The sequence below is a fragment of the Alteromonas sp. D210916BOD_24 genome (genome assembly GCF_047159385.1).
GTDB lineage: Bacteria > Pseudomonadota > Gammaproteobacteria > Enterobacterales > Alteromonadaceae > Alteromonas.
This window is the reverse complement of record NZ_AP038333.1, coordinates 1,799,158-1,818,899: the sequence shown is the minus strand read 5'-3', so window position 1 is coordinate 1,818,899 and position 19,742 is coordinate 1,799,158. Positions and strand designations below refer to the sequence as shown.

The 19,742-nt window shown below is 39.3% G+C and carries 15 protein-coding genes; 4 read left to right on the top strand and 11 right to left on the bottom strand.

The features are described 5' to 3' along the window. Positions 1-14: 14 nt before the first annotated feature. Entirely contained in the window at positions 15-1,586 is a 1,572-nt protein-coding gene (locus tag ACMCM8_RS07790) for a cation:proton antiporter domain-containing protein (protein ID WP_412727116.1), read from the bottom strand. A gap of 323 nt (positions 1,587-1,909) precedes the next feature. Between ACMCM8_RS07790 and ACMCM8_RS07785 the strand changes: the two genes are divergently transcribed. Next, complete coding sequence (locus ACMCM8_RS07785; RefSeq protein WP_412727114.1) at positions 1,910-3,538, top strand: FMN-binding glutamate synthase family protein; 1,629 nt, start codon at positions 1,910-1,912, stop codon at positions 3,536-3,538. Positions 3,539-3,622: 84 nt separating this feature from the next. Here the strand turns inward: ACMCM8_RS07785 and ACMCM8_RS07780 are convergent, their stop codons facing one another. Next, positions 3,623-4,102 (bottom strand): cytochrome C, encoded by a 480-nt coding sequence (locus ACMCM8_RS07780; RefSeq protein ID WP_412727112.1) that lies wholly within the window; start codon positions 4,100-4,102, stop codon positions 3,623-3,625. A gap of 143 nt (positions 4,103-4,245) precedes the next feature. Between ACMCM8_RS07780 and ACMCM8_RS07775 the strand changes: the two genes are divergently transcribed. Both ACMCM8_RS07775 and ACMCM8_RS07770 read left to right on the top strand, forming a co-directional pair. Beyond that, on the top strand, positions 4,246-4,668 hold the full coding sequence (locus ACMCM8_RS07775) for a universal stress protein (protein ID WP_412727110.1): 423 nt from the start codon (positions 4,246-4,248) through the stop codon (positions 4,666-4,668). A gap of 161 nt (positions 4,669-4,829) precedes the next feature. Next, entirely contained in the window at positions 4,830-5,186 is a 357-nt protein-coding gene (locus ACMCM8_RS07770; protein WP_412727108.1) for a diacylglycerol kinase, read from the top strand. A gap of 19 nt (positions 5,187-5,205) precedes the next feature. Here the strand turns inward: ACMCM8_RS07770 and ACMCM8_RS07765 are convergent, their stop codons facing one another. The 3 genes from ACMCM8_RS07765 to ACMCM8_RS07755 form a co-directional block, all read right to left on the bottom strand. Continuing rightward, positions 5,206-5,556: a hypothetical protein gene (locus ACMCM8_RS07765; RefSeq protein WP_412727106.1), complete on the bottom strand. Its 351-nt coding sequence runs from the start codon at positions 5,554-5,556 to the stop codon at positions 5,206-5,208. Positions 5,557-5,789: 233 nt separating this feature from the next. Next, on the bottom strand, positions 5,790-6,896 hold the full coding sequence (locus ACMCM8_RS07760; protein ID WP_412727104.1) for a tyrosine-type recombinase/integrase: 1,107 nt from the start codon (positions 6,894-6,896) through the stop codon (positions 5,790-5,792). A gap of 1,787 nt (positions 6,897-8,683) precedes the next feature. Further along, positions 8,684-9,706: a carbohydrate porin gene (locus tag ACMCM8_RS07755; RefSeq protein ID WP_412727102.1), complete on the bottom strand. Its 1,023-nt coding sequence runs from the start codon at positions 9,704-9,706 to the stop codon at positions 8,684-8,686. Positions 9,707-10,161: 455 nt separating this feature from the next. Here ACMCM8_RS07755 and ACMCM8_RS07750 point away from each other — a divergent pair, with 455 nt between their 5' ends. Further along, a complete protein-coding gene (locus tag ACMCM8_RS07750) occupies positions 10,162-10,758 on the top strand; it encodes an exopolysaccharide biosynthesis protein (protein WP_412727100.1) in 597 nt (198 codons plus the stop codon). Positions 10,759-10,860: 102 nt separating this feature from the next. Here ACMCM8_RS07750 and ACMCM8_RS07745 read toward each other — a convergent pair whose 3' ends face one another. The 6 genes from ACMCM8_RS07745 to ACMCM8_RS07720 all read right to left on the bottom strand — a co-directional run bounded on the left by ACMCM8_RS07745 (position 10,861) and on the right by ACMCM8_RS07720 (position 19,340). Continuing rightward, a complete protein-coding gene (locus tag ACMCM8_RS07745; RefSeq protein ID WP_412727098.1) occupies positions 10,861-12,138 on the bottom strand; it encodes a DUF2254 domain-containing protein in 1,278 nt (425 codons plus the stop codon). A 172-nt stretch (positions 12,139-12,310) separates the two neighbouring features. Then, on the bottom strand, positions 12,311-13,348 hold the full coding sequence (locus ACMCM8_RS07740; protein WP_412727096.1) for a methionine synthase: 1,038 nt from the start codon (positions 13,346-13,348) through the stop codon (positions 12,311-12,313). Between the two features lie 22 nt (positions 13,349-13,370). Next, positions 13,371-14,351: a DUF1852 domain-containing protein gene (locus ACMCM8_RS07735; RefSeq protein ID WP_412727094.1), complete on the bottom strand. Its 981-nt coding sequence runs from the start codon at positions 14,349-14,351 to the stop codon at positions 13,371-13,373. A gap of 351 nt (positions 14,352-14,702) precedes the next feature. Then, a complete protein-coding gene (locus ACMCM8_RS07730) occupies positions 14,703-17,012 on the bottom strand; it encodes a PAS domain S-box protein (RefSeq protein ID WP_412727092.1) in 2,310 nt (769 codons plus the stop codon). 149 nt (positions 17,013-17,161) lie between these two features. Further along, positions 17,162-18,586 (bottom strand): cryptochrome/photolyase family protein, encoded by a 1,425-nt coding sequence (locus tag ACMCM8_RS07725; RefSeq protein WP_412727090.1) that lies wholly within the window; start codon positions 18,584-18,586, stop codon positions 17,162-17,164. A gap of 472 nt (positions 18,587-19,058) precedes the next feature. Next, positions 19,059-19,340 carry a hypothetical protein gene (locus ACMCM8_RS07720; RefSeq protein ID WP_412727088.1) on the bottom strand — a complete coding sequence of 94 codons (282 nt, stop codon included), beginning with the start codon at positions 19,338-19,340 and terminating at the stop codon, positions 19,059-19,061. Positions 19,341-19,742: the final 402 nt, after the last annotated feature.

Sequence of the window (19,742 nt, the reverse complement as noted above, 5' to 3'; positions counted from 1 at the left end):
CATTTAGAACACCATTAGTGTTGTTCATTGGCATAGGCCAGACTTTCTTCTGCGAAACCAAGCCCTGCTTCATTGAAGAAGTTGAATACTTTGTCTACACCATTTTCTAGCAAATATGCCACTTCGTCTTCATAACGTGCAATCGCGGCAATTTTGCCCGAATAGCCCGCATTTTTAAGCTGACTGGTAATGTTTATTGAATCTTGAATGGAAGGAAGTGCCAGTAATACAAGCCGTACGTGCTTAATATCGAGGTTGTACCAAAGATCCACATCTTCACCATCACCACAAATTACACTCAGGCCTTCTTCAACCAGTTCCTTTACTTTCATTCTGTCTGCATCCATGCCCCAAACATTGACTTCTGCCAGTTTTGATAACGCATTAAATGCACCACGCCCCACACGGCCCATACCCAGCACCAAGAATTCAGCATTATGTAGGGTAGGGTAAATATCTTCTTTTAAACGCTTTGGTTTTTCAAAGCGCCTAATTATTCCTTTATAACTATGGTATTGAGAGTGAGAGTTTCGATAAAGTACGCTGGTAAATACAAACGAAACCGATACAGATAGGGCAATGACAACTAACCAGTTATTTTCAAGTAAACCTAAAGATACTGCCAATGCCCCAACGATAAGGCCAAACTCACTGTAATTGGACAGAACTAAACTGCTTAGATATGAAGTTCTTCCCCGCAGCCTCAATGATGTAAAAAGGCCGAAGAACAATGCGGCTTTCAAAGGGATAAATAAGCAAAAAACAATGGCCAACATGACCATGCTAAGGTCTGGCAGAGCAGTTAGGCCTATGGTTAAGAAAAAGCCAATTAAAAATAGATCTTTAAAACTTAGCAATGATTTAGCAAGCTCGGATGATTTTTCGTGTTGAGCTAACATAATGCCGAAAATAAGAGCGCCTAAATCACCTTTTATGTTGACCAATTCAAATAACTGGTAACCGCCAAGCGCTAAAATAAAACCCGTAAGGGGTAATAGTTCACCGTGACCTGACTTGTTGATCATCTTATTAATAATGGGCATTGCAGGGAAAAGAGCCAGTAGTGCCAGTGCCCAAACTGACGGCAATTTGCCTGTAGCCGCGACCAAGAATATAACGGCGAATACGTCCTGCATAACCAATATGCCAATTGCAAGGCGGCCATGACGAGTTTTAGTTTCACCACTTTCTTCAAGTACTTTTACTACACATACTGTACTGCTAAAGCTCAGTGCAAAAGCAATGAGTGCCGCACTTTGCCATGATAATTTATTTGTTAATGAGGCCGCTATGGTTGCTAATCCATAGACTAAGCAGGTAATTATACCTACCCACAACAACGTATGAGTTACACTTCCAGCCCATACTTCTCTTCGACTTAAATCGCGAATATTAAGTTTTAAACCAATAGTAAAGAGCATGATGGTAATACCCAAATTGGCTATTTGGGTTAAATCATCAGTTAAGGAGTAACCTGCAAAGTTGAGTAGGAAACCGGCTACTAGATAACCGACCAATGGCGGAATTCCAATGAGTTTTACGGTTAACCCACATACGAATGCGAAAAGAAGAAATACATACTCCATGAATGACCTATCGTGATTAAGTTCGAATGTGATTTTGCGTTAATTAAACAGCCACACTAATTTTTATTCTGATGTTTATCACAGGCTTATATTGCCTGTTTAATGGGTTAAGACTAGCATGTATTCATACGTGGGCGTAACCAAAATAGTATTGAAAAGTTATTTTCAGGTTATGCGTAACCTTAGTTGGTGTGGGAAGTGAACTTGTCTTTATTCTTTAAATTCATGTGTTTATATGAATGCAGGGGCTTTTGTATACTAGATTCGGTATTGAAAGAGCAAGTTTGTACACATCGCATTGCAAAAAGAGAGAAGGAAAATAGATGCGTTTACCCATATTATCAGTTTTGAGTTTGTTGGTTGCAGTTAATGTGATAGTTGGTTTGTTGTGGGCACCAATTTGGTGGTTTTTATTACTTTCTATCACGTTACTTGTATTCGCACTTTTTGATGCATTTCAAGATAAGCACGCTATTTTACGTAACTTTCCGCTTATCGGTAGGGTGCGATGGACTGTTGAAGCACTTAGACCTTACATACAGCAGTACATAATAGAAACTGACACCAGTGGTGCTCCAATATCGAGGATGTTTCGTTCAATAGTTTACCAACGGGCTAAAAATAGTCTGGAAACGATTCCATTTGGTACACAGTTAGACACCTATAAAGATGGCTATGAATGGATAGGTCATTCCCTATCTGCGCGAGAGGTGGATGACATGGATACCGATCCTCGCGTGGTAGTTGGTGGCCCACATTGCAAAAAACCCTACAGCGCAAGTGTGCTCAACATCAGTGCAATGAGTTTCGGAAGCCTGTCAAAAAACGCCATATTGGCACTCAATAAAGGCGCTGCAAAGGGGGGATTTTACCACAATACCGGCGAAGGAGGCTTAACCCCATATCACCTTGAACACAATGGCGATATTGTATGGCAAATCGGCACTGGCTATTTTGGTTGCCGAAATAGTGACGGCGGCTTCGATGCTGAGCTTTTTAAGCAAAAAGCACAGCTAGACAATGTCAAAATGATAGAAATCAAACTGAGTCAAGGCGCTAAACCTGGACACGGTGGCATACTTCCCGCGCATAAAAACACCCCAGAAATTGCGAAAATACGTGGCGTAGAGCCTGGCGTTCAAGTTGATTCGCCCCCTCGTCATAAAGCCTTTTCGACGCCACTGGAGATGGTCGACTTCATCGCGAAATTGCGTGAATTAAGTGATTACAAGCCCATTGGGATAAAGCTGGCATTAGGGCGTAAAAGCGAGTTTATCGCGATGTGCAAGGCAATGGTTGAAAAGGGGATCACGCCCGATTTTATAACCGTGGATGGCGGCGAAGGTGGTACAGGTGCAGCGCCACTCGAATACACTAATTCTGTAGGCTTTCCACTAAGGGAGGCGTTAGCATTTGTCGATGATTGTTTAGTGGGGTTTGACCTGCGGGAAAAGGTGAAAATAATTGCTTCAGGTAAAATAATTACCGCTTTTCAGTTAGTAAAAAATTTAAGCTTGGGTGCTGATATTTGTAATAGTGCCCGGGGTATGATGTTGGCACTGGGGTGTGTTCAGTCGCTTTCCTGCAATACGAATAAATGCCCCACTGGTGTGGCGACACAAGATGAGAAATTAGCCCGAGGGCTAAATGTGGAAGATAAGTATGAACGGGTTTATCGATTTCACAAAAAAACTATTCATGCATTGATGGATCTTCTTTCATCAACAGGCCATGTCAGAACCAGTGAGTTAAATAGAACCCATATATTCAGAAGGGTTGATCAATGTCGGATTGCACGTTATGACGAAATATTTCCTTTAGTGAAAAGAGGGAGTTTTCTTACCGACGATATACCGGAGCGTTTTCGCCTACACGTGCAGGAAGCCAACGCAAGTAGCTTCATGCCGTGCAGTCAGTTAGCGGAAATAGAAAAAGAAACCAAAGCGGTATAACGGTTTTAAAGAGGAAAAAGGGGGATGGTAAAACCATCCCCCTTTGTTTTAATTATAAAAAACAGAATAGATAAACTGGATACGTTAAGGCGTGTCATCGTTTTTATCAGGGATCCGCAACTGATATAAGCGATAATCACTTGTACGATAGGGCGTGACTTTGTATTTTGGCTGAAGATAAGCCACTAAATCGATGAGTTCAGATACAGTAAGTTCATCATTAACTATCCTCATTAAAGACACACCATCTTCACTGGTAAAACTTGCAGGTTGTCTAGGTGTTAGTTTGTGGGAAGGGTTAATAATACTCGTTACCAGTTCAGCATAGGTTTTAATACGACCACTGCTGCCACCAAGTGTAATTGGTTGAACTATTAGGTATGTGGCATCTTCTTTTTCGGGATCTCCCGCAATTTTATGACAATCACCACATTGATATTTTTTGTAAACTTGTAAGCCTGCTTGCGTGTCGCCTTCAGGTAAGCTGAATCCTCTGGGAGATTGTGCACCTTGTTCACAGGCAAACAGCATTGACGTTAAAGCAATAACTATAAAAATACGCATGGGACACTCACCTTATGTTAATCTTATTTTTACCCTATAGTATGGTAAAAGTTTTACAAGTGTTATTGACTTAGCGCAAAGTATTTAAATTAATCCTACGTTAGCGTTACTGTGTTCAATCAAAGTTTTCATGGAGAAAAACTATGCAAGGTTATGAAACGGTACTCGTACCCATTGATGTATATTCTGATTATGAGCGTGTAGTAGAAAAAGCAATTGGTATTGCAGGTAACAGCCATAAAATTCATTTACTTTATGTGGCATACCCTCAAACTAACTTTGAACCTTATGGACTTTTTCTGGAAAGAGACTATTCAGAGGAAGTACGTGAGCAAGCAGAACGCCAATTAAAGGACATCGCAGCTAAACACGACATTCCTTATAACCACATAAATGTGCAAATAGGGTCACCTGCAGATGAAATACACCACATGGCAGAAAAAATTAATGCTGACCTGATTGTTATCGGTACCCATGGGCAAAGCGGCTTAAAATTGTTGTTGGGCTCTACGGCCAATGCAGTATTGCATGGCGTTAAAACAGACGTACTTGCTGTAAAAGTTTAAGTTATTAGCTACTGATTTTGACTATCCACAACTGCTACACTTTGTACTGAGTACGGTTGTTATCTGGGCAAAATAGTTGAAATAACGTTATTTAATCTATGCTTAATGTCAGTGTCATGTTAGTTCGATAGCGTATTCTTTTTTTAATGGATATAACGCCTATGATGACTAAGCGTACCGGACTAGCACGCGTTTTGTTTGCTACATATTATTCAATGAAAGGATTAAGAGCCGCTTTTTTAACTGAAGCTGCTTTTAGACAGGAATTACTGGCTTTAGCTATTTTAATTCCTGTAGCGCTTAGTCTAGACATAACTAACGTTGAACGCGTACTCCTGATATGGTCGTTATGCATGGTAATCATTGTAGAGTTACTGAATACGGCAATTGAAAAACTCTGCGACCACATTAGTACAGATATGCACGAGCTACTTGGCCGAGCCAAAGACATTGGTTCGGCCGCTGTATTTATCTGCTTACTCTTAGCGGCCTTTACCTGGCTAATAATACTGTTGTAACGCTTGTCGGCGATCACTCTTATAGAGATTTTATTTTTTTATCACTGGTTTCAGAAACCAGTGTTCTAACGGTACTTTCTAAATTTTTTAAATGAGAGTAGTGAAGGGAAGTCTCGCCACCATTTTGAATATCGTTGATGGTAAAAATGACATCGTCGTTTTGAGAGGTAACACATATTCTCAGTATATCGTCTGATTGAGTAATTGGGACAAGTAGGTATAGCGGCTCGTTGTGTGAATCTAAGTATTCAACTGCTGCAGCATGACTTTTAAATGGATCTTGCTTTTCAGGTTGTAAATGCCACGTTGAAGATGGAACGACAATTTCTGCTAATAGCTTACCGTGTTTAGAAACAATACCTGTACTCATAAAAACTCCTCTATCTATTATAACTTGCCAAAACAATACAAACTTTTTGCTGAGCCCGCTTCTTTTGGCTTTACTAGTGGAAAGTCATATGGCTATTTGAAAATAATAGTTACGGAAGTTTTTATACTATGGTTTGCTTACTAATAAATTACCTTAAACGTATCAATCCTTTATTTTTGGTTACGTGTAACCATTATTTTCTGTAATTACTTGATATCTATAGGAAGTTTTCATTAACGTTTGTGCTTTGAAGAGAGTTTTGCCATACCACCACGCTTCACATTTGCTTGCTTTGTATAATGACCTGGCATTTCTGGCGACTGCCAGCCGCCCGCCAATTGCAATTCAGGTAGGGAAGCACCATCTTCCGCTAGTGAAACGGCACCACCCACACGACCACTGTGAGGCGTGATGTTTTCTTTAATCCCTGCTCGTAATGCTATTCGCTTAAAAAGGCGATATACACTTGAATAATTGAGAATGTTTGCTGTATGTACAGAAACCGTTTCATCAAAGGGTAAAAGGGCTGTTTTATGGTTTGATAAACGGCGAAATAATATGCCTTTATGAATACGACGAAAATCGCTTATATCTCGGGGTAATGTTGTTTTAGGGTTGGTATTTGCTTCATCAACATATTCTTGGATCATGGAAATCGTGCTCGTAGAAACAAACCGATATTGTCCATGACCAGTTTGGTCGCTCTTAGATGAGACAACTAACAACGTATTATTACGATGTGAAATATCTTCTAAGCGAACGCGAACCACTTCATCAGCCCTTAATAGGGCATCAAACATTAGGTTAACGATAGCAAGGTCACGAAGTTCTAACAATGAATCGGGAATTATGCTGTTATTAATTTGATCAAGCATTTCAATCGTCAATGGCACTGCCTGATTAGGTGAAATGCGAAACTTCTTATTTTCTATCAGCGATAATCTTATAAAGTCTCTTAGATAAGCCGAGCGTACGATTGGATTAGGTAAGCTGGCAACGCCGAGAAATTTACTTAAAGCTGAAAGGCGACGCTTAATGGTGCGATAGGCAAGGGGAGATGTACACAAAGTTTCTACGTAGCGCTTTATGCATACTTCGTTGTGGTTAAAGTCGTTTTTAAATCCGGATAGCCCTTTTTGTTTACAGAAAAGCGCAAATTCATTGTAGTCACTGATATAAGCACGTTGTGTGTTGTAAGGCAGTTTAGTAAAAATATCGCGATAATACTGATCAAAACGGTTGTCGTTATTACCATATTGTACGCTTGCTAGTAATGAACTTTTAGCGCTGTCTTCATCTTTCTGGGTTGTTAAAGATTGTGTAGAAGGACTTGAAGACATGATGATGAAGAAAGCCTGTAGAATTGTAAGTTATTGTAATAAATGTGTTTTCACGCATGATAACTGTAATTATCATGCGTGAAAGAACAATCAAGTCCCCAGTAAACTTCACTACAGGCACTTGAATATATTATTAACTGCCCATTGTTAATGTGCAGTTTGAACATACCTTACCATAAAAGCTGTTTATATATACAGTGTTTATTGTGAGACAAATCGTCAAATACACCAAGATTTTATGTGATTCTACGTAAAATCTACAAGCTAGTACCCTGATATGGCTATCAGATTTCACGTAGCGTCGCCTGAAAAACATCCAGAAATTAAACTCACAAAACCAGGTATTTCTGAATAATAAGTTACTGCTTTCTTAAAGTAATACGCTCAACATCTCTCGTCGTAAAGTAATGCGTATTTAGTCTTTAAAATGTGGATAGCGACATACTGTGATTATCACTTTTAGGTATTAAAATTTAAGGCTTACTATAGGTTTATAGTAAATATACGTTAAATCAAATAATACAAAGTTGGATTTTAAATGTTATTTATACAAAACCAATTTTGAATTTATGACATTAAAATTGACGACAACGTACGTACACATTAATTATTATCACCAGTGAAATTTTTATTAAGTCTTACCATATTAGTTATTTACGAGATTCTTTATAAAGTAGGTTAATAGCCATTTTTTTAATAAGTGTTGTTAAACATAAAAGCAGTTACTTTTAGGAGAAATATGAGTGTGTAATACCAAGGATATTGGTTATTAAACTCTTAGTAAGCTGATAAAGAAACAGTATTAATATCTAAATTAAAAATTTAAGTGTAATTAGCATATACGTGCGTTCTTAATACCATGTAGACGCCATATTTTAACAGGCGAGGGTTCGTACATCGCTTAGCGATAGGTATTTGAGGTGTGATGTACCTCATAGCTTTCATGCGGTTCTTTTAAACTAGATATATATTCTATTTAACATAATATACATTATGTGCAATTAAGTATGTGGACGATTAGACAGGTTAACGCCAACTATCTCAGTTGGTTTGTTGACTGTGATGGCTTACACACTTTTATGCGTGATGTGCGATGCTGGGTTTTTGGGCTTGCTTTAGATGACGTGCACGAGATTAAAATCTGACGCGTTTCTGTGGCCTTGCGCTCACCGCAAGTCCACAGACGCGCCTGTGCTTTTAAGGCCGATTAATATAATGCAGCGTTCTATCAAGTTGATGCTGGTAAAAAGATTTGTCGTCAACAATGTCATAATCCGGAATTAAATCCGGTAACAGTTGATGGTAAATAAACAGGATCATTAACTCGGTATCTACCACGGTTTGATAAACTTGGGATCGTAATTGGTCTGGGCTAATAAACTCGATTAAATCATCGATTAATTCATCTATAAATTAGCCTATATTGGCACCATTATAATATTCACCTTCAACACAACCTACGTCGCTAAATTTACTCGCGACATATTCAATACAATAATATGGTGGTTCATCATCTGGTTGTGGCTCGTAAAATAAATTAAATACACAGTAATTATTTTCTTTATTAAACATACGATCGATTCTTTTGACCTATCAGCATGCCTGGCATAATCCATTGCGCTGTAAATACACAATGAACACTATCGATTGGTTTTCTGACGTGACGTTTTCGGATAGACAGCGTTATTGTGAGGAAGTAAAAGAAACTCAAATGCCCTATATATGAGTCATATACCCTGCCCGACTCATATAACTTTGAACATTTTGCTATAAAAGACTAGATTACTTTAGAAGTTAAACTGAAAGCGCAAAGTAGTTGTCACAACGTTACTAGTTGAATTGAAAACACCTTTTGAATTGATATTTTGTACATCAGCTTTTAGTTTTATGTGTTCGCTTAATTGATATCCATAGAAAAATTCTACAATATGCTCATTAGACGCTTTAGCGTTAACTGTTGTATAGCCGATACCTATCACGTCATTCGGATAAAATAGATTATAACGGTTCAAGCTAATACCTAAGTGGTTAGTCAAACCAACTTTTTCTCTGTTTGCCTCTCCGTACTGAAGCGTGATGCTAACATCATTGTTATATTGATACTCAGCGATTGCATATCCGTTCCCATAATCTATGGATGTGTCATACCATCCGCCTAATTTGATGTATATGCCAGACGAAAAGATATGCTCATATTGCGCGATAATGAATTGCTCATCGAAGGTTTTGTTACTTAATGTACTTTCAAAGAGCCCCAGCTTAATGTTTGCGCTGTCAGAGATGCTGTGATGGTACGACACGGCTAAAACCGGCGTTCCATAAGACGGTAATAAGATAGTTGGGCTAAATCCCATGGATGGGTTTAAAAATTCACCAGCAAAGTTTGGTGCTGCGAAATCTACATTTGCGTCTTGACGTCCAATTTTTATACTGTGCTTTTCTGAAAACTCGAATTGAAAAAAAGCTTCATATACTTTTGCTATCTCATCTGCATCGATATTGTTAAACCCTTGAAGGTTACCTTCAGGTCTTGCTCTATCTCCACGATGCATAGCAAAACTCGAATAAAAAGCGGATTTTGTTCCTATCAATTTCGAGAGGTCATATTTAGCGTATAGTTTGAGTAGCCAAAGATTAATGTTTTCTTCGTCTAGAGTCGAAATATTACCGTAATCAAAGGTAAAATCACCCGAAATGGTTACATTCTCTGATGCAGGGTTCACAGATTCATTGGCTTCGAGTTTCTGAGAAGTTTGTAATACAAGACTGGTTATAAATAAGGCGTATTTAATGCTTTTTGACTGGATCAATACGTAGCTCCTACTACATTGGCCTATAACAACATGGAGTCACTGGCATTTATGCTATTTTGGCATCTGCCAAGCAGCATTTGGATTAGCGCCTTTTCATCACATGCAAAGCGTAAAGTAAGTTGTCAGGCCTACTTTTTATATAGTGGTTTGTTTAATTATACTCGAAATTCTTATATCTGTTACATATAACTCATTTATTCGATAATTAGTTTTGAGTTCAATTTTTTGTAACGTTACGAGCATATCCCAACACTAAAGGTACAAGTTTGGCCAAATCTTATATAGACTAGCTTTAAGCCAAAAGGGGGAAGCTGGTATCCCTAACGGTTATATCTATTTTGCGTTAGCATCCTCGTTGTCAGTAGAAATACTAAACATCAAATAGTGCGCTCGTAGCGCGTCTACAAATTTAACGCTGTTTATTTAATTTTATATGAGAATTCATAAAATATATGGTTGGTAACGTTCCCTTTAAAGTGCACGATAAAACCTCTGTACTTCTTAACACATTAGCGGCTAACTTGAACGACGATAAAGTCAAAGTAGGCTTCTTGCTCTATAAATTAAGGCGGCGTTCGTTTGGTGGAATACTGTTTTTTTTAGCTATTGTGAGCCTAATACCTGGGATATCGTTTTTTGCCGGACTGGCTATGATATTGATAGGTGGACAAATGTTACTTGGACTTCGTTTTCCAAGTCTACCTCGTGTTCTGAATCAAACTAGCATTTCCGTTGAAGTGCTAAAGAAGGTATTACAAGAAAGCGCAAAAAAAATTGAAGCTATCGAGCAACTCACCCGTCCAAGGTTTCTTGTTTTTAACAATGATGTATTTATTCGCATAGTGGGTTGTTGCATCATGGTGTTAGCAGGCTTAATTATCATTCCGCTTCCATTTACTAACCTCTTACCAGCGCTGACTATCATACTTTTCTCAGTCGCTATAGCGGAAAAAGATGGGTTATTAATTGTTGCCGGCCTGTTTTCATCTATAGCAAGTTTTTGGTTGGGCTTTATTGTTATTCAATTAACAATAAGCTCAATATCGTAAATGCGTTAGTATTTCCGTTCCGGTAGCAATTTGAGAAAATGTGCGTGATTCATTCATATTGATTCTCTTGTCGTACGTTGTTCAAGATGTACTTACGGAAAGTTATTCACGTTTTTCGTAGCACTGTTGCAGCCGAGTTTTATCGTCTTCAAAATCTAAATGTTGTGTACATCGACAGAAGCATTGCTCTGCAAAAATTTCTGCTGATTTAGCAAATGGGGATGTTTTATCGAAACAATGTTGTATTGAACGCAAGGATTTCTGAATATGTAAGGCAACCTCAATATTACTGGCACCGTCGCGAGCAATGCTGGTATAAGCATCATCAAATAGATCGTGCACACTTAACTCTGGCAAAGATACTCTGTCATACGCATATTCCCTATGCTTTTTACTGTTTTTGCATTCCTGATTGAGTGCTTTACTCCACAATAGAATAAGTCGGGTTACACTACTAATAATACTGATGGCCGTGCCGTGATCGTTAACTGCTGGCGACAATGCGCGAGAGGCAATTTCTGCCAGTACAATAAATCCAAACCTCGGGTCTGCTTCAAAAGAACGCTCTTCGCCAATAGTAAACGCTGAATAGATGTTTTCACTCTCACACCACACGTTGGTATACGCGATAGGTTTTTCAGGAGTAACAAATTCTCCGGGAAGTAAGGCTACATTAATGAATGCATCGTTATCATCCGCCCATCGTTGTAGTTTGGCAATGTCAATTAATTGAATATAACCCACTTTATTACTATGGATTTCATGCTTGCCCTGCCCCTTAGTTTGACCGTTGGGTATAGCGCCTAAACAGGGGTGTTGTATGCGATTTTTGATCGCTCTGGCAGTGGCATTTTCCACTTTTAAAATTGTCGACCCCACTCTTCCCAGTCGCGCTACACTGTCTACCCAACGTATAAAAGTTAAAATGACGAAAGCAAAAGCACTGCACGTCAGGACTAACAATATAAATAACCCTGCTTCCCCGAAAAATGCGTGACTGATGGCAGTCAGGGCTACGGCGCTGAAAATGAACGCGCCAATAAACACTGACAGCGCGTTCTGAGACGCATCATCAGATATAAGTAGGCTTAGACTTCGAGGTGTCGACGATTGGCCAGCAGAAGCATAGGCGTTTACCATTGTGCCTGCTGAAAAGGTTGCTATTACCATCATACTTGATGCCATAATAGACAATAAGGTTTGAACTGACTCTTCCTTAATTTCAGGAATATGTTGAGCCAATGACGTTCCATCGGCAACTTTGGCGGCAAACACAGCGAAAATGGAGAGTAAGCAGAAGCCTAATGGCTTTACCCATAATTTATCTTTTACGCTAAACAGTAGAAAACGCAATTTATCTACCGTGATCGGTGCTTCCATATGTATGCTCGTTATCAGGGACTACGGTTATAGTTGATACGTAGACAACGGGCTAAATGTTTAAATTTTATCGGGTAGGAAATCTATAAAAAATAAGCCTTGGCAGCAAAGTGTTCCCAAGGCTTTAAGGTGTAAGGTGGGGACGCCCCTCTTATTTTACAGCCCACTTTATTTAGTTTTCACGACTTAACAGCTCATTTCTAATGATGTCCGCGCCTTTTACCAATGCTTGTAGTTTTGCGTATGCCACTGATTTGGGCAGAGGTGCCATACCGCAGTTTGTGCACGGTATTAACTTATCAGCATCGACGTACTGCAGCGCTTTTCGCAATGTAGTCGCCACTTCCTCTGGTGATTCTATTGTATGCGTGGCTACGTCAATAGCACCGACCATCACTTTTTTACCGCGAATGAGTTCAATTAATTCCATCGGAACATGGGAGTTGTGGCATTCCAGTGAAATGATGTCGATACTAGATTGTTTTAATTTTGGAAAGATCGCTTCGTATTGGCGCCACTCATCACCTAAGGTTTTCTTCCAATCGGTATTTGCTTTAATTCCATACCCATAGCAAATATGCACGGCCGTTTCACATTTTAAGCCTTCAGTCGCTCGCTCGAGGGCGGCTAGGCCCCATTCATTAACGTCATCGAAGAACACATTGAACGCTGGTTCATCAAATTGGATAATATCTACACCAGCGGCTTCTAACTCTCGCGCTTCTTGGTTTAATATTCGGGCAAACTCCCATGCTAGCGTAGCGCGATCTTTGTAATAGTCATCGTATAACGTGTCTATCATGGTCATTGGACCGGGTAATGCCCATTTGATGGGGCGGTTAGTGTGCTTTCTTAAGAACGCTGCATCTTTAACAAACACCGGGCGTTGACGGGAAACGGGGCCGACCACTACCGGCACACTTGCGTCATAGCGATTGCGAATCTTTACCGTTTTTCGCTGTTCAAAGTCTACGCCAGATAAGTTTTCAATAAATGTGGTGACAAAATGTTGCCTACTTTGTTCGCCATCGCAAACAATATCAATTCCCGCGAGATGTTGATTGTGCACGGTCAATTGCAACGCATCATTTTTGCCTTCAACTAATGCGCTCTCAGACAGTTTCCAGCGTGACCATAGTGTTTCTGGTTCTGCCAGCCAAGACGGTTTTGGTAAGCTGCCCGCTAGTGAAGTCGGTAATAGTGCTTTCATTGTGTTTAATGGTTCCTAGTAACTAAAGGGAGCAGGTGGCTGACCACTGCGCTAACTGAGAGCGATAGGGCTTAATAAACTGTTCTTCTACAAAACGCCCCTGCTCTATTGCCAGTTGTGTGCGTTCATTGCGGTCATATTCTATTTGCGTAATCGAATGATCGGGATTATTGAGGTTGGGCTTAAAACATTTCCCTGCCACAGCATTCGCATTGTAAATTTCCGGGCGATATATTTTTTGAAACGTTTCCATAGTGCTCACCGTACTGACCAACTCCAGATTGGTGTAATCATTCAGCAAATCACCGATAAAATAGAAGGCAAAAGGTGCGACGCTGTAGGGAGGCATAAAGTAGCGTACATTTAACCCCATTTTTTTAAAGTATTGTTCTGTTAATGAGGTGTCATTGGGCAAATATTCCACACCAAGCACAGGATGGATGTTTTCGGTACGGCAATATGTTTTGTTATCTGAAACGCTTAAGCAAATCACGGGCTTTTTTGAAAATTGCTGGGTATAAGCTGCTGAGTTAATAAATAGCTTAAATAGGTTACCGTGAAGTTCACCGAAATCGGTTGGGACACTGAATTTATTTTGATACTTGTTATATTCGTTAAGTACTACGCTAAAGTCATAGTCCCTTACATACGAGGAAAAATTATTTCCTACAATACCTTCGGTACGCTTTTGGGTTGCGCGATCAACAATAGTGGTTTGTAACACTTCTATATTAGGAAAAGACTGCCCATTGCCTTCCACATCAATTTCAACCGAGATAATATCTAGCTCGAGTGAATAGCGGTCAGCATTTGGGTTATCCCAGTGAGCTAATGTATTGAATCGATTGTCCATCATTTTAAGTGCATTACGTAAATTGTCCTGGCGTTTTTCCCCTCTTGCCAAGTTTGCAAAATTGGTGGTTATACGGGTGTGGTTAGACGGTTCATAATGCTCGTCAAAGCGTATGCGATTAATGCTAAATGAAATGTCGTTATTGGTCATAATGGCAATTCTGTTTAATTGTTAATTTACAATTTACTCTCTCTACATTGCTTAATGCTTTGTAGAAAAAACATTCAACGTAAGTTAGCTCGTTTGATTAATGTTATACGCGTGAATATAAATGAATTAAAATGGTGTTTTTTCATTTAATTATGAGTTTTATTCATGCTTTTAAGGGGGATTTTAAATATTGCTTAATACTAAAGCGATCTAAAGTAGGAAATATAGGGGCAAAAACTCTAATGGTTTTCCATATATATTAAACTGCAATTACCAATTAATATGGGCGAATGAGAACAACGAGAGTTTGACCTCGTGCTCTCGTTTAATTCTTATAAGTATATTGATTTGTTAGTTTTTCAGGTATTTTTGCAACTGGCTGAGTAATTCTCTTTTTTCTATTGGTTTGGCGATACAATCGACAAACCCTGCCTCCTTGTATCGCTTGATGTCCTCTAACATTACATTAGCTGTGAGTGCGATTACGGGGATGTTAATGTTACGTTTTTTCAACTTTTTAATTGCTTCAAAACCATCCATTATGGGCATTTGTATATCCATTAGAACAAGATCAATGTCTTTATTGATAACCTCAAGAGCATGTTGACCATTATTTGCAACAACCACATTTGCTGAAGTATCTTCAAGCATTGAAATAGCAACGAGTTGGTTAATTTCATTATCTTCAACTAATAGTATGTTGCTGTTAGCATACTCATTAGGCTCAAGTTCAACGATCTCTAGTTTACTAATCGGAATATCAGCTTTTGACAAAGGTAATCTAACGGTGAAACGTGTTCCAACCTCAACTTCACTTTGCACATCGATGTTTCCACCCATTAATTGTGTAAGAGACTTTGTTATGGACATTCCTATTCCAGTGCCTCCATACTTACGCGTAATCGATGTGTCGGCTTGCTCAAATCGCTCAAACAATTTATTTAAGGCGTCTGAAGACATACCGATACCGGTGTCAATTATTTGGAAGATTAAATCACCTTTATGCTCGTCGTGGCTTAATGTAACGGTGATGCTCCCCTTTTTAGTAAACTTGAGGGAATTAGATATAATATTGATTAAAATTTGTCGTATTCTAATTGGGTCACCTACCCACTCGTCATGGGTTAAATCATTGTTCGCTGTAATAGAAATCCCTTTCTCTACAGCAATTACTGTAAAATCTGAAATGATGTTTTCCAGTAATTCTGACAGATTGAAATTAGTTTTTTCTACCGACAGTTTTCCGGCTTCTATTTTAGAAAAATCCAAAATGTCATCTACAATGGTCATCAATGAACGAACAGATAAAAGGGCATTATTTAAATTTTTTGTTGCCTTTTTAGTTAGAGACTCGTTGTTTAGTAGCTGAAGGCTGCCATACACACCATTCATTGGTGTTCGGATTTCGTGACTCATATTGGCCAAAAAATTGGCTTTTGCAGTGTTAGCTAGCTCAGCTTTTTGTTTTGCAACGTTCAACTGTTCAATATTGAGTTTTTGTTGGGTGATATCGGTTCTAATTGATGTAAAGCCTACCACTTCATCATTAGTATTAAAATTGGGGACAATGGTTGTATCAACCCAATAAAAACGGCCATCTTTGTTCCTGTTACGCACTTCGTCGTGCCAAACTTTACCTGAAAGCACAGTGCCATGCATTTTCTGCCAATAGGCTTTGGGTTGTAAACCCGAATTTAAAATGTTGTGTTTTTTACCTATTAATTCTTCTTTTGTGTATCCACTGACCTTTTCAAATCGTTCGTTGACGTAGGTGATAGTACCGTCTGCATCTGCTATAGAAACAAGTGAGTGTTGATCCAATGCAAATTTTGCCGCTTCGGCTTGTTGCTTTGCGACAGCAACTTGAAATATGTGCTCCTTTTGCTCAGTGATATCAGTTCTAATTGATGTAAATCCATTAATGTCACCTTTTTCGGTATAGTTAGGTACAATAGTGGTTTCAACCCAGTAAAAGCTCCCATTTTTCGCTCGGTTACGTACTTCATCGCGCCAAACCTCACCGGATAACACAGTACCATGCATTTTTTGCCAATAGGCTTTGGGCTGTAGGCCTGAATTTAAAATGTTGTGCTTTCTACCAATTAATTCTTTTTTTGAATAGCCACTGACTTCCTCAAATCGCGCATTAACATAAGTAATAGTGCCGTCCAAATTTGCTATTGAAACAAGAGAATGTTGATCCAGTGCAAATTTTGCCGCTTCCGCTTGCTCTTTAGCGACAGTAAGTTGTTCATTGATCAGTTTTTGTTTTGTAATATCGGTTCTAATTGAAGTGAAACCAAGTACTTCACCGCTAGTATTGACGTTAGGGACAATAGTTGTATCAACCCAGTAATACGTGCCATCTTTCGCCCTATTTCGTACTTCATCATGCCATACATTGCCGGCAAGAACGGTATCGTGCATGTTTTTCCAGTACGCTTTATCTTGAGCGCCAGAGTTAAGAATACTGTGGTTTTTTCCAATCAACTCATCTTCAGAGTAACCACTGATAAGACAAAACTTTTGATTGGCATAGACAATCGTACCGTCTATATCTGTTATAGAAACAAGCGAATGTTGATCTAATGCAAACCAAGCAGAGTCAAGGTTGAGCTGTGATCTACGCCTTTTGTCACGATATAACTGCTTTAACCCCATAGCCCTATCAACAACGAAATCTTAGGTTGTGTTAACTATAGTATAGATCTATGAAAGTGAAGCGCTTAGGCCTCATACTTAAGAATGAAGTTATGCGTCAATATCTTGATAAGCTGATCGCCCAAAACGAGTATAAGCGCGGACATACCTTACTCTTTTATTTCCTGAAACGCGTCAAGCGCCCGTTGACGAGAAGCCTTCAAATCAACAATTGGCTTAGGATAAGTTCGACCAAGTTCTATGCCTGCGTCGTTAGCAATAGTATTCGGTGCTTCCCAAGGCTTGTGAATATACTTATTGGGTAGACGTGTAAGTTCAGGGCAATAGTGCCTGACATATTGACCATCTTTATCGAACTTCTCACCCTGTAGTACAGGATTAAATATTCTAAAATAGGGTGCTGCATCCGCACCAGAACCTGCTATCCACTGCCAGCTAGCGCTATTGCTCGCGAGATCGGCATCAAGCAGGGTGTCCCAGAACCAACGTTCACCCTCAATCCAACTAATCAATAAGTTTTTAACTAAGAACGACCCCACTATCATGCGCACACGGTTGTGCATATAACCGGTTTGCCACAGTTCGCGCATACCAGCGTCGACAATGGGAATGCCTGTTTGGCCAGTTTGCCACGCTTTTAACGACTGAGGGTCTTGTCGCCACGGGAATTTATCGAATTTAGCGTTAAAATTCTTATTAGGTAAGGTGGGAAAGTGATAAAGCAAATAATAGCTGAACTCTCGCCAGCCCAGTTCACTTAGGAAAGTATCGACACTTGATTCTTGCATGTTATCGGCATTGCCTTTCACGGCATACCAAATTTGATTAGGTGATATTTCACCAAAGTGCAGATAAGGTGACAAACGCGATGTCCCTTCTAGCGAAGGAATATCTCGCCCATTTTTATAGTCGTTTAAGGGGCCTTCGATAAACTTAGCTAGGTTGTCAGCTGCGCCTTCTTCACCAGGTTGCCATTGCGCCTGCATCGTTGTATCCCATTTGACGGTAGGCAACAATTGAAGCGCTTTAAGCCCATCGTCTTTAATACTTGTGTCAGCATATGTGATGCGAGCGGGTGGTGCTTTAGGGTAACGTGGCTCACTCTGGTTCAAACAGCCTTTGCGGTAATAAGGGGTAAAGACTCGATAAGGAGTGTTATCCTTTTTCAGTACTTTCATAGGCTCCCACAGTAGACTGCCATTGCTACTGTGTACCTCAAAACCTTGTTCAACTAAGTTTTTTTTGATTTCTTTATCTCGTTTTATCTGCCAAGGCTCATAGCAACGATTCCAAAAAATGGCTTGCGCATTACATGACTCCATAAGCGCGGGTAGAATCTGTCTTGGATCACCTTTAAAAATCTGCAGGTGGCCATGTAATCGTTCGTTGAGCGATACTAACGAATGGTGTAACCACCACTGACTAGCTTCACCAAGTGCTTTGTCGGATGAATTGGTATCGTCATAAATATAAATGGGAATAATTTTGCCGAGATCACACGCACCGTTAAGGGCGAGATTATCTTTCACGCGTAAGTCTTGTCGAAACCACACGATGCTAACAGGAACTGCCACTTTTTATACCTTCGAAGTTATTCTAATTTTTATTTGAAAACATAATTTAACTATTACGCAAAAATAGCGTAACGGGATCGTTAATGACAATAAAAAATCAGGCTTATCACTTTATCAAAAAAAAGCTAATTACTTTAGATGAGTAGTTGCGTTATAAAAACGGTATGAACACGCCACGGCGCTATCGTTAGGCGGTACCAAAAAACGGATTTATGGTTACGTGTAACCTATTTCGCATGGTTTAAAAGTGATATATAACAACACAGTAACGCTACTAGGTTGCAAATTCGTCTGAGTTAATTAGTTGATTGATCTATCAACAAAATGAACCAGAAAATAGTGCACTTTTATCCTTATTCGACGCTTGATGTTGTTAAAGGCAATTGGCATTTATAACGGGCATGACACTGGTATTCAATTTCTAAAGAATGAAACAGTCCCAATAGTGTGTTAATAAAATACCGATAGAGCGCTAGCGATTATTTTTACGTAGCCACTCGTTAAGTAACTTAATTTGCCCGCATTTATATGCGGCATACATTAATCGCATGGCGTTTGACATGGCCTCACTGTCGGTCCAACCTGTTTTGTCTCTGATTTCGTCATAGCATACCTTCGCTTCTGGTGTTACATATCCACGAACCAGCTTTTTACCCGCCTCTTTCTGCCGTTCTCTAAATCGTTTTTGCTTGTCTGCATTGGCCTTTGCCTTGTCTACCGGACTTTTTTCAGCGCGCTTTTTATTTTCTGTCATCGTAATCACACACAATTGAGTTAGCTTATAGCTTAGCAAGTGTTCTTTGCGTTATAGCGTAAATCATTCCAATTCTGGATCAAATAACTTTCTCGGTTAAAAAATTAAGCATCGTTTAAAAAGGTACAAGTTCGAATTAGTTGATTTGCAGTTGGCTTATTTACTATCGTTCAGTGACGACACTTCGCTATACGCTATCTATTAAATTTTTTTGGTTGATTGCGGACGTTCATATGTGTACCTCGCTTAAAAGGTGTTCACTTTGCTGAAAAATTGTACTGTAACGGTTGCCGTATGTGGTTTAACATGCGATTTTATTCAGAAAAATGACTGTTCAGAGTTGTTTGGCTTACAACTGTTCGCTAAATTAGCAGCGAGAATTTTAATAGTACAACGAGTTGG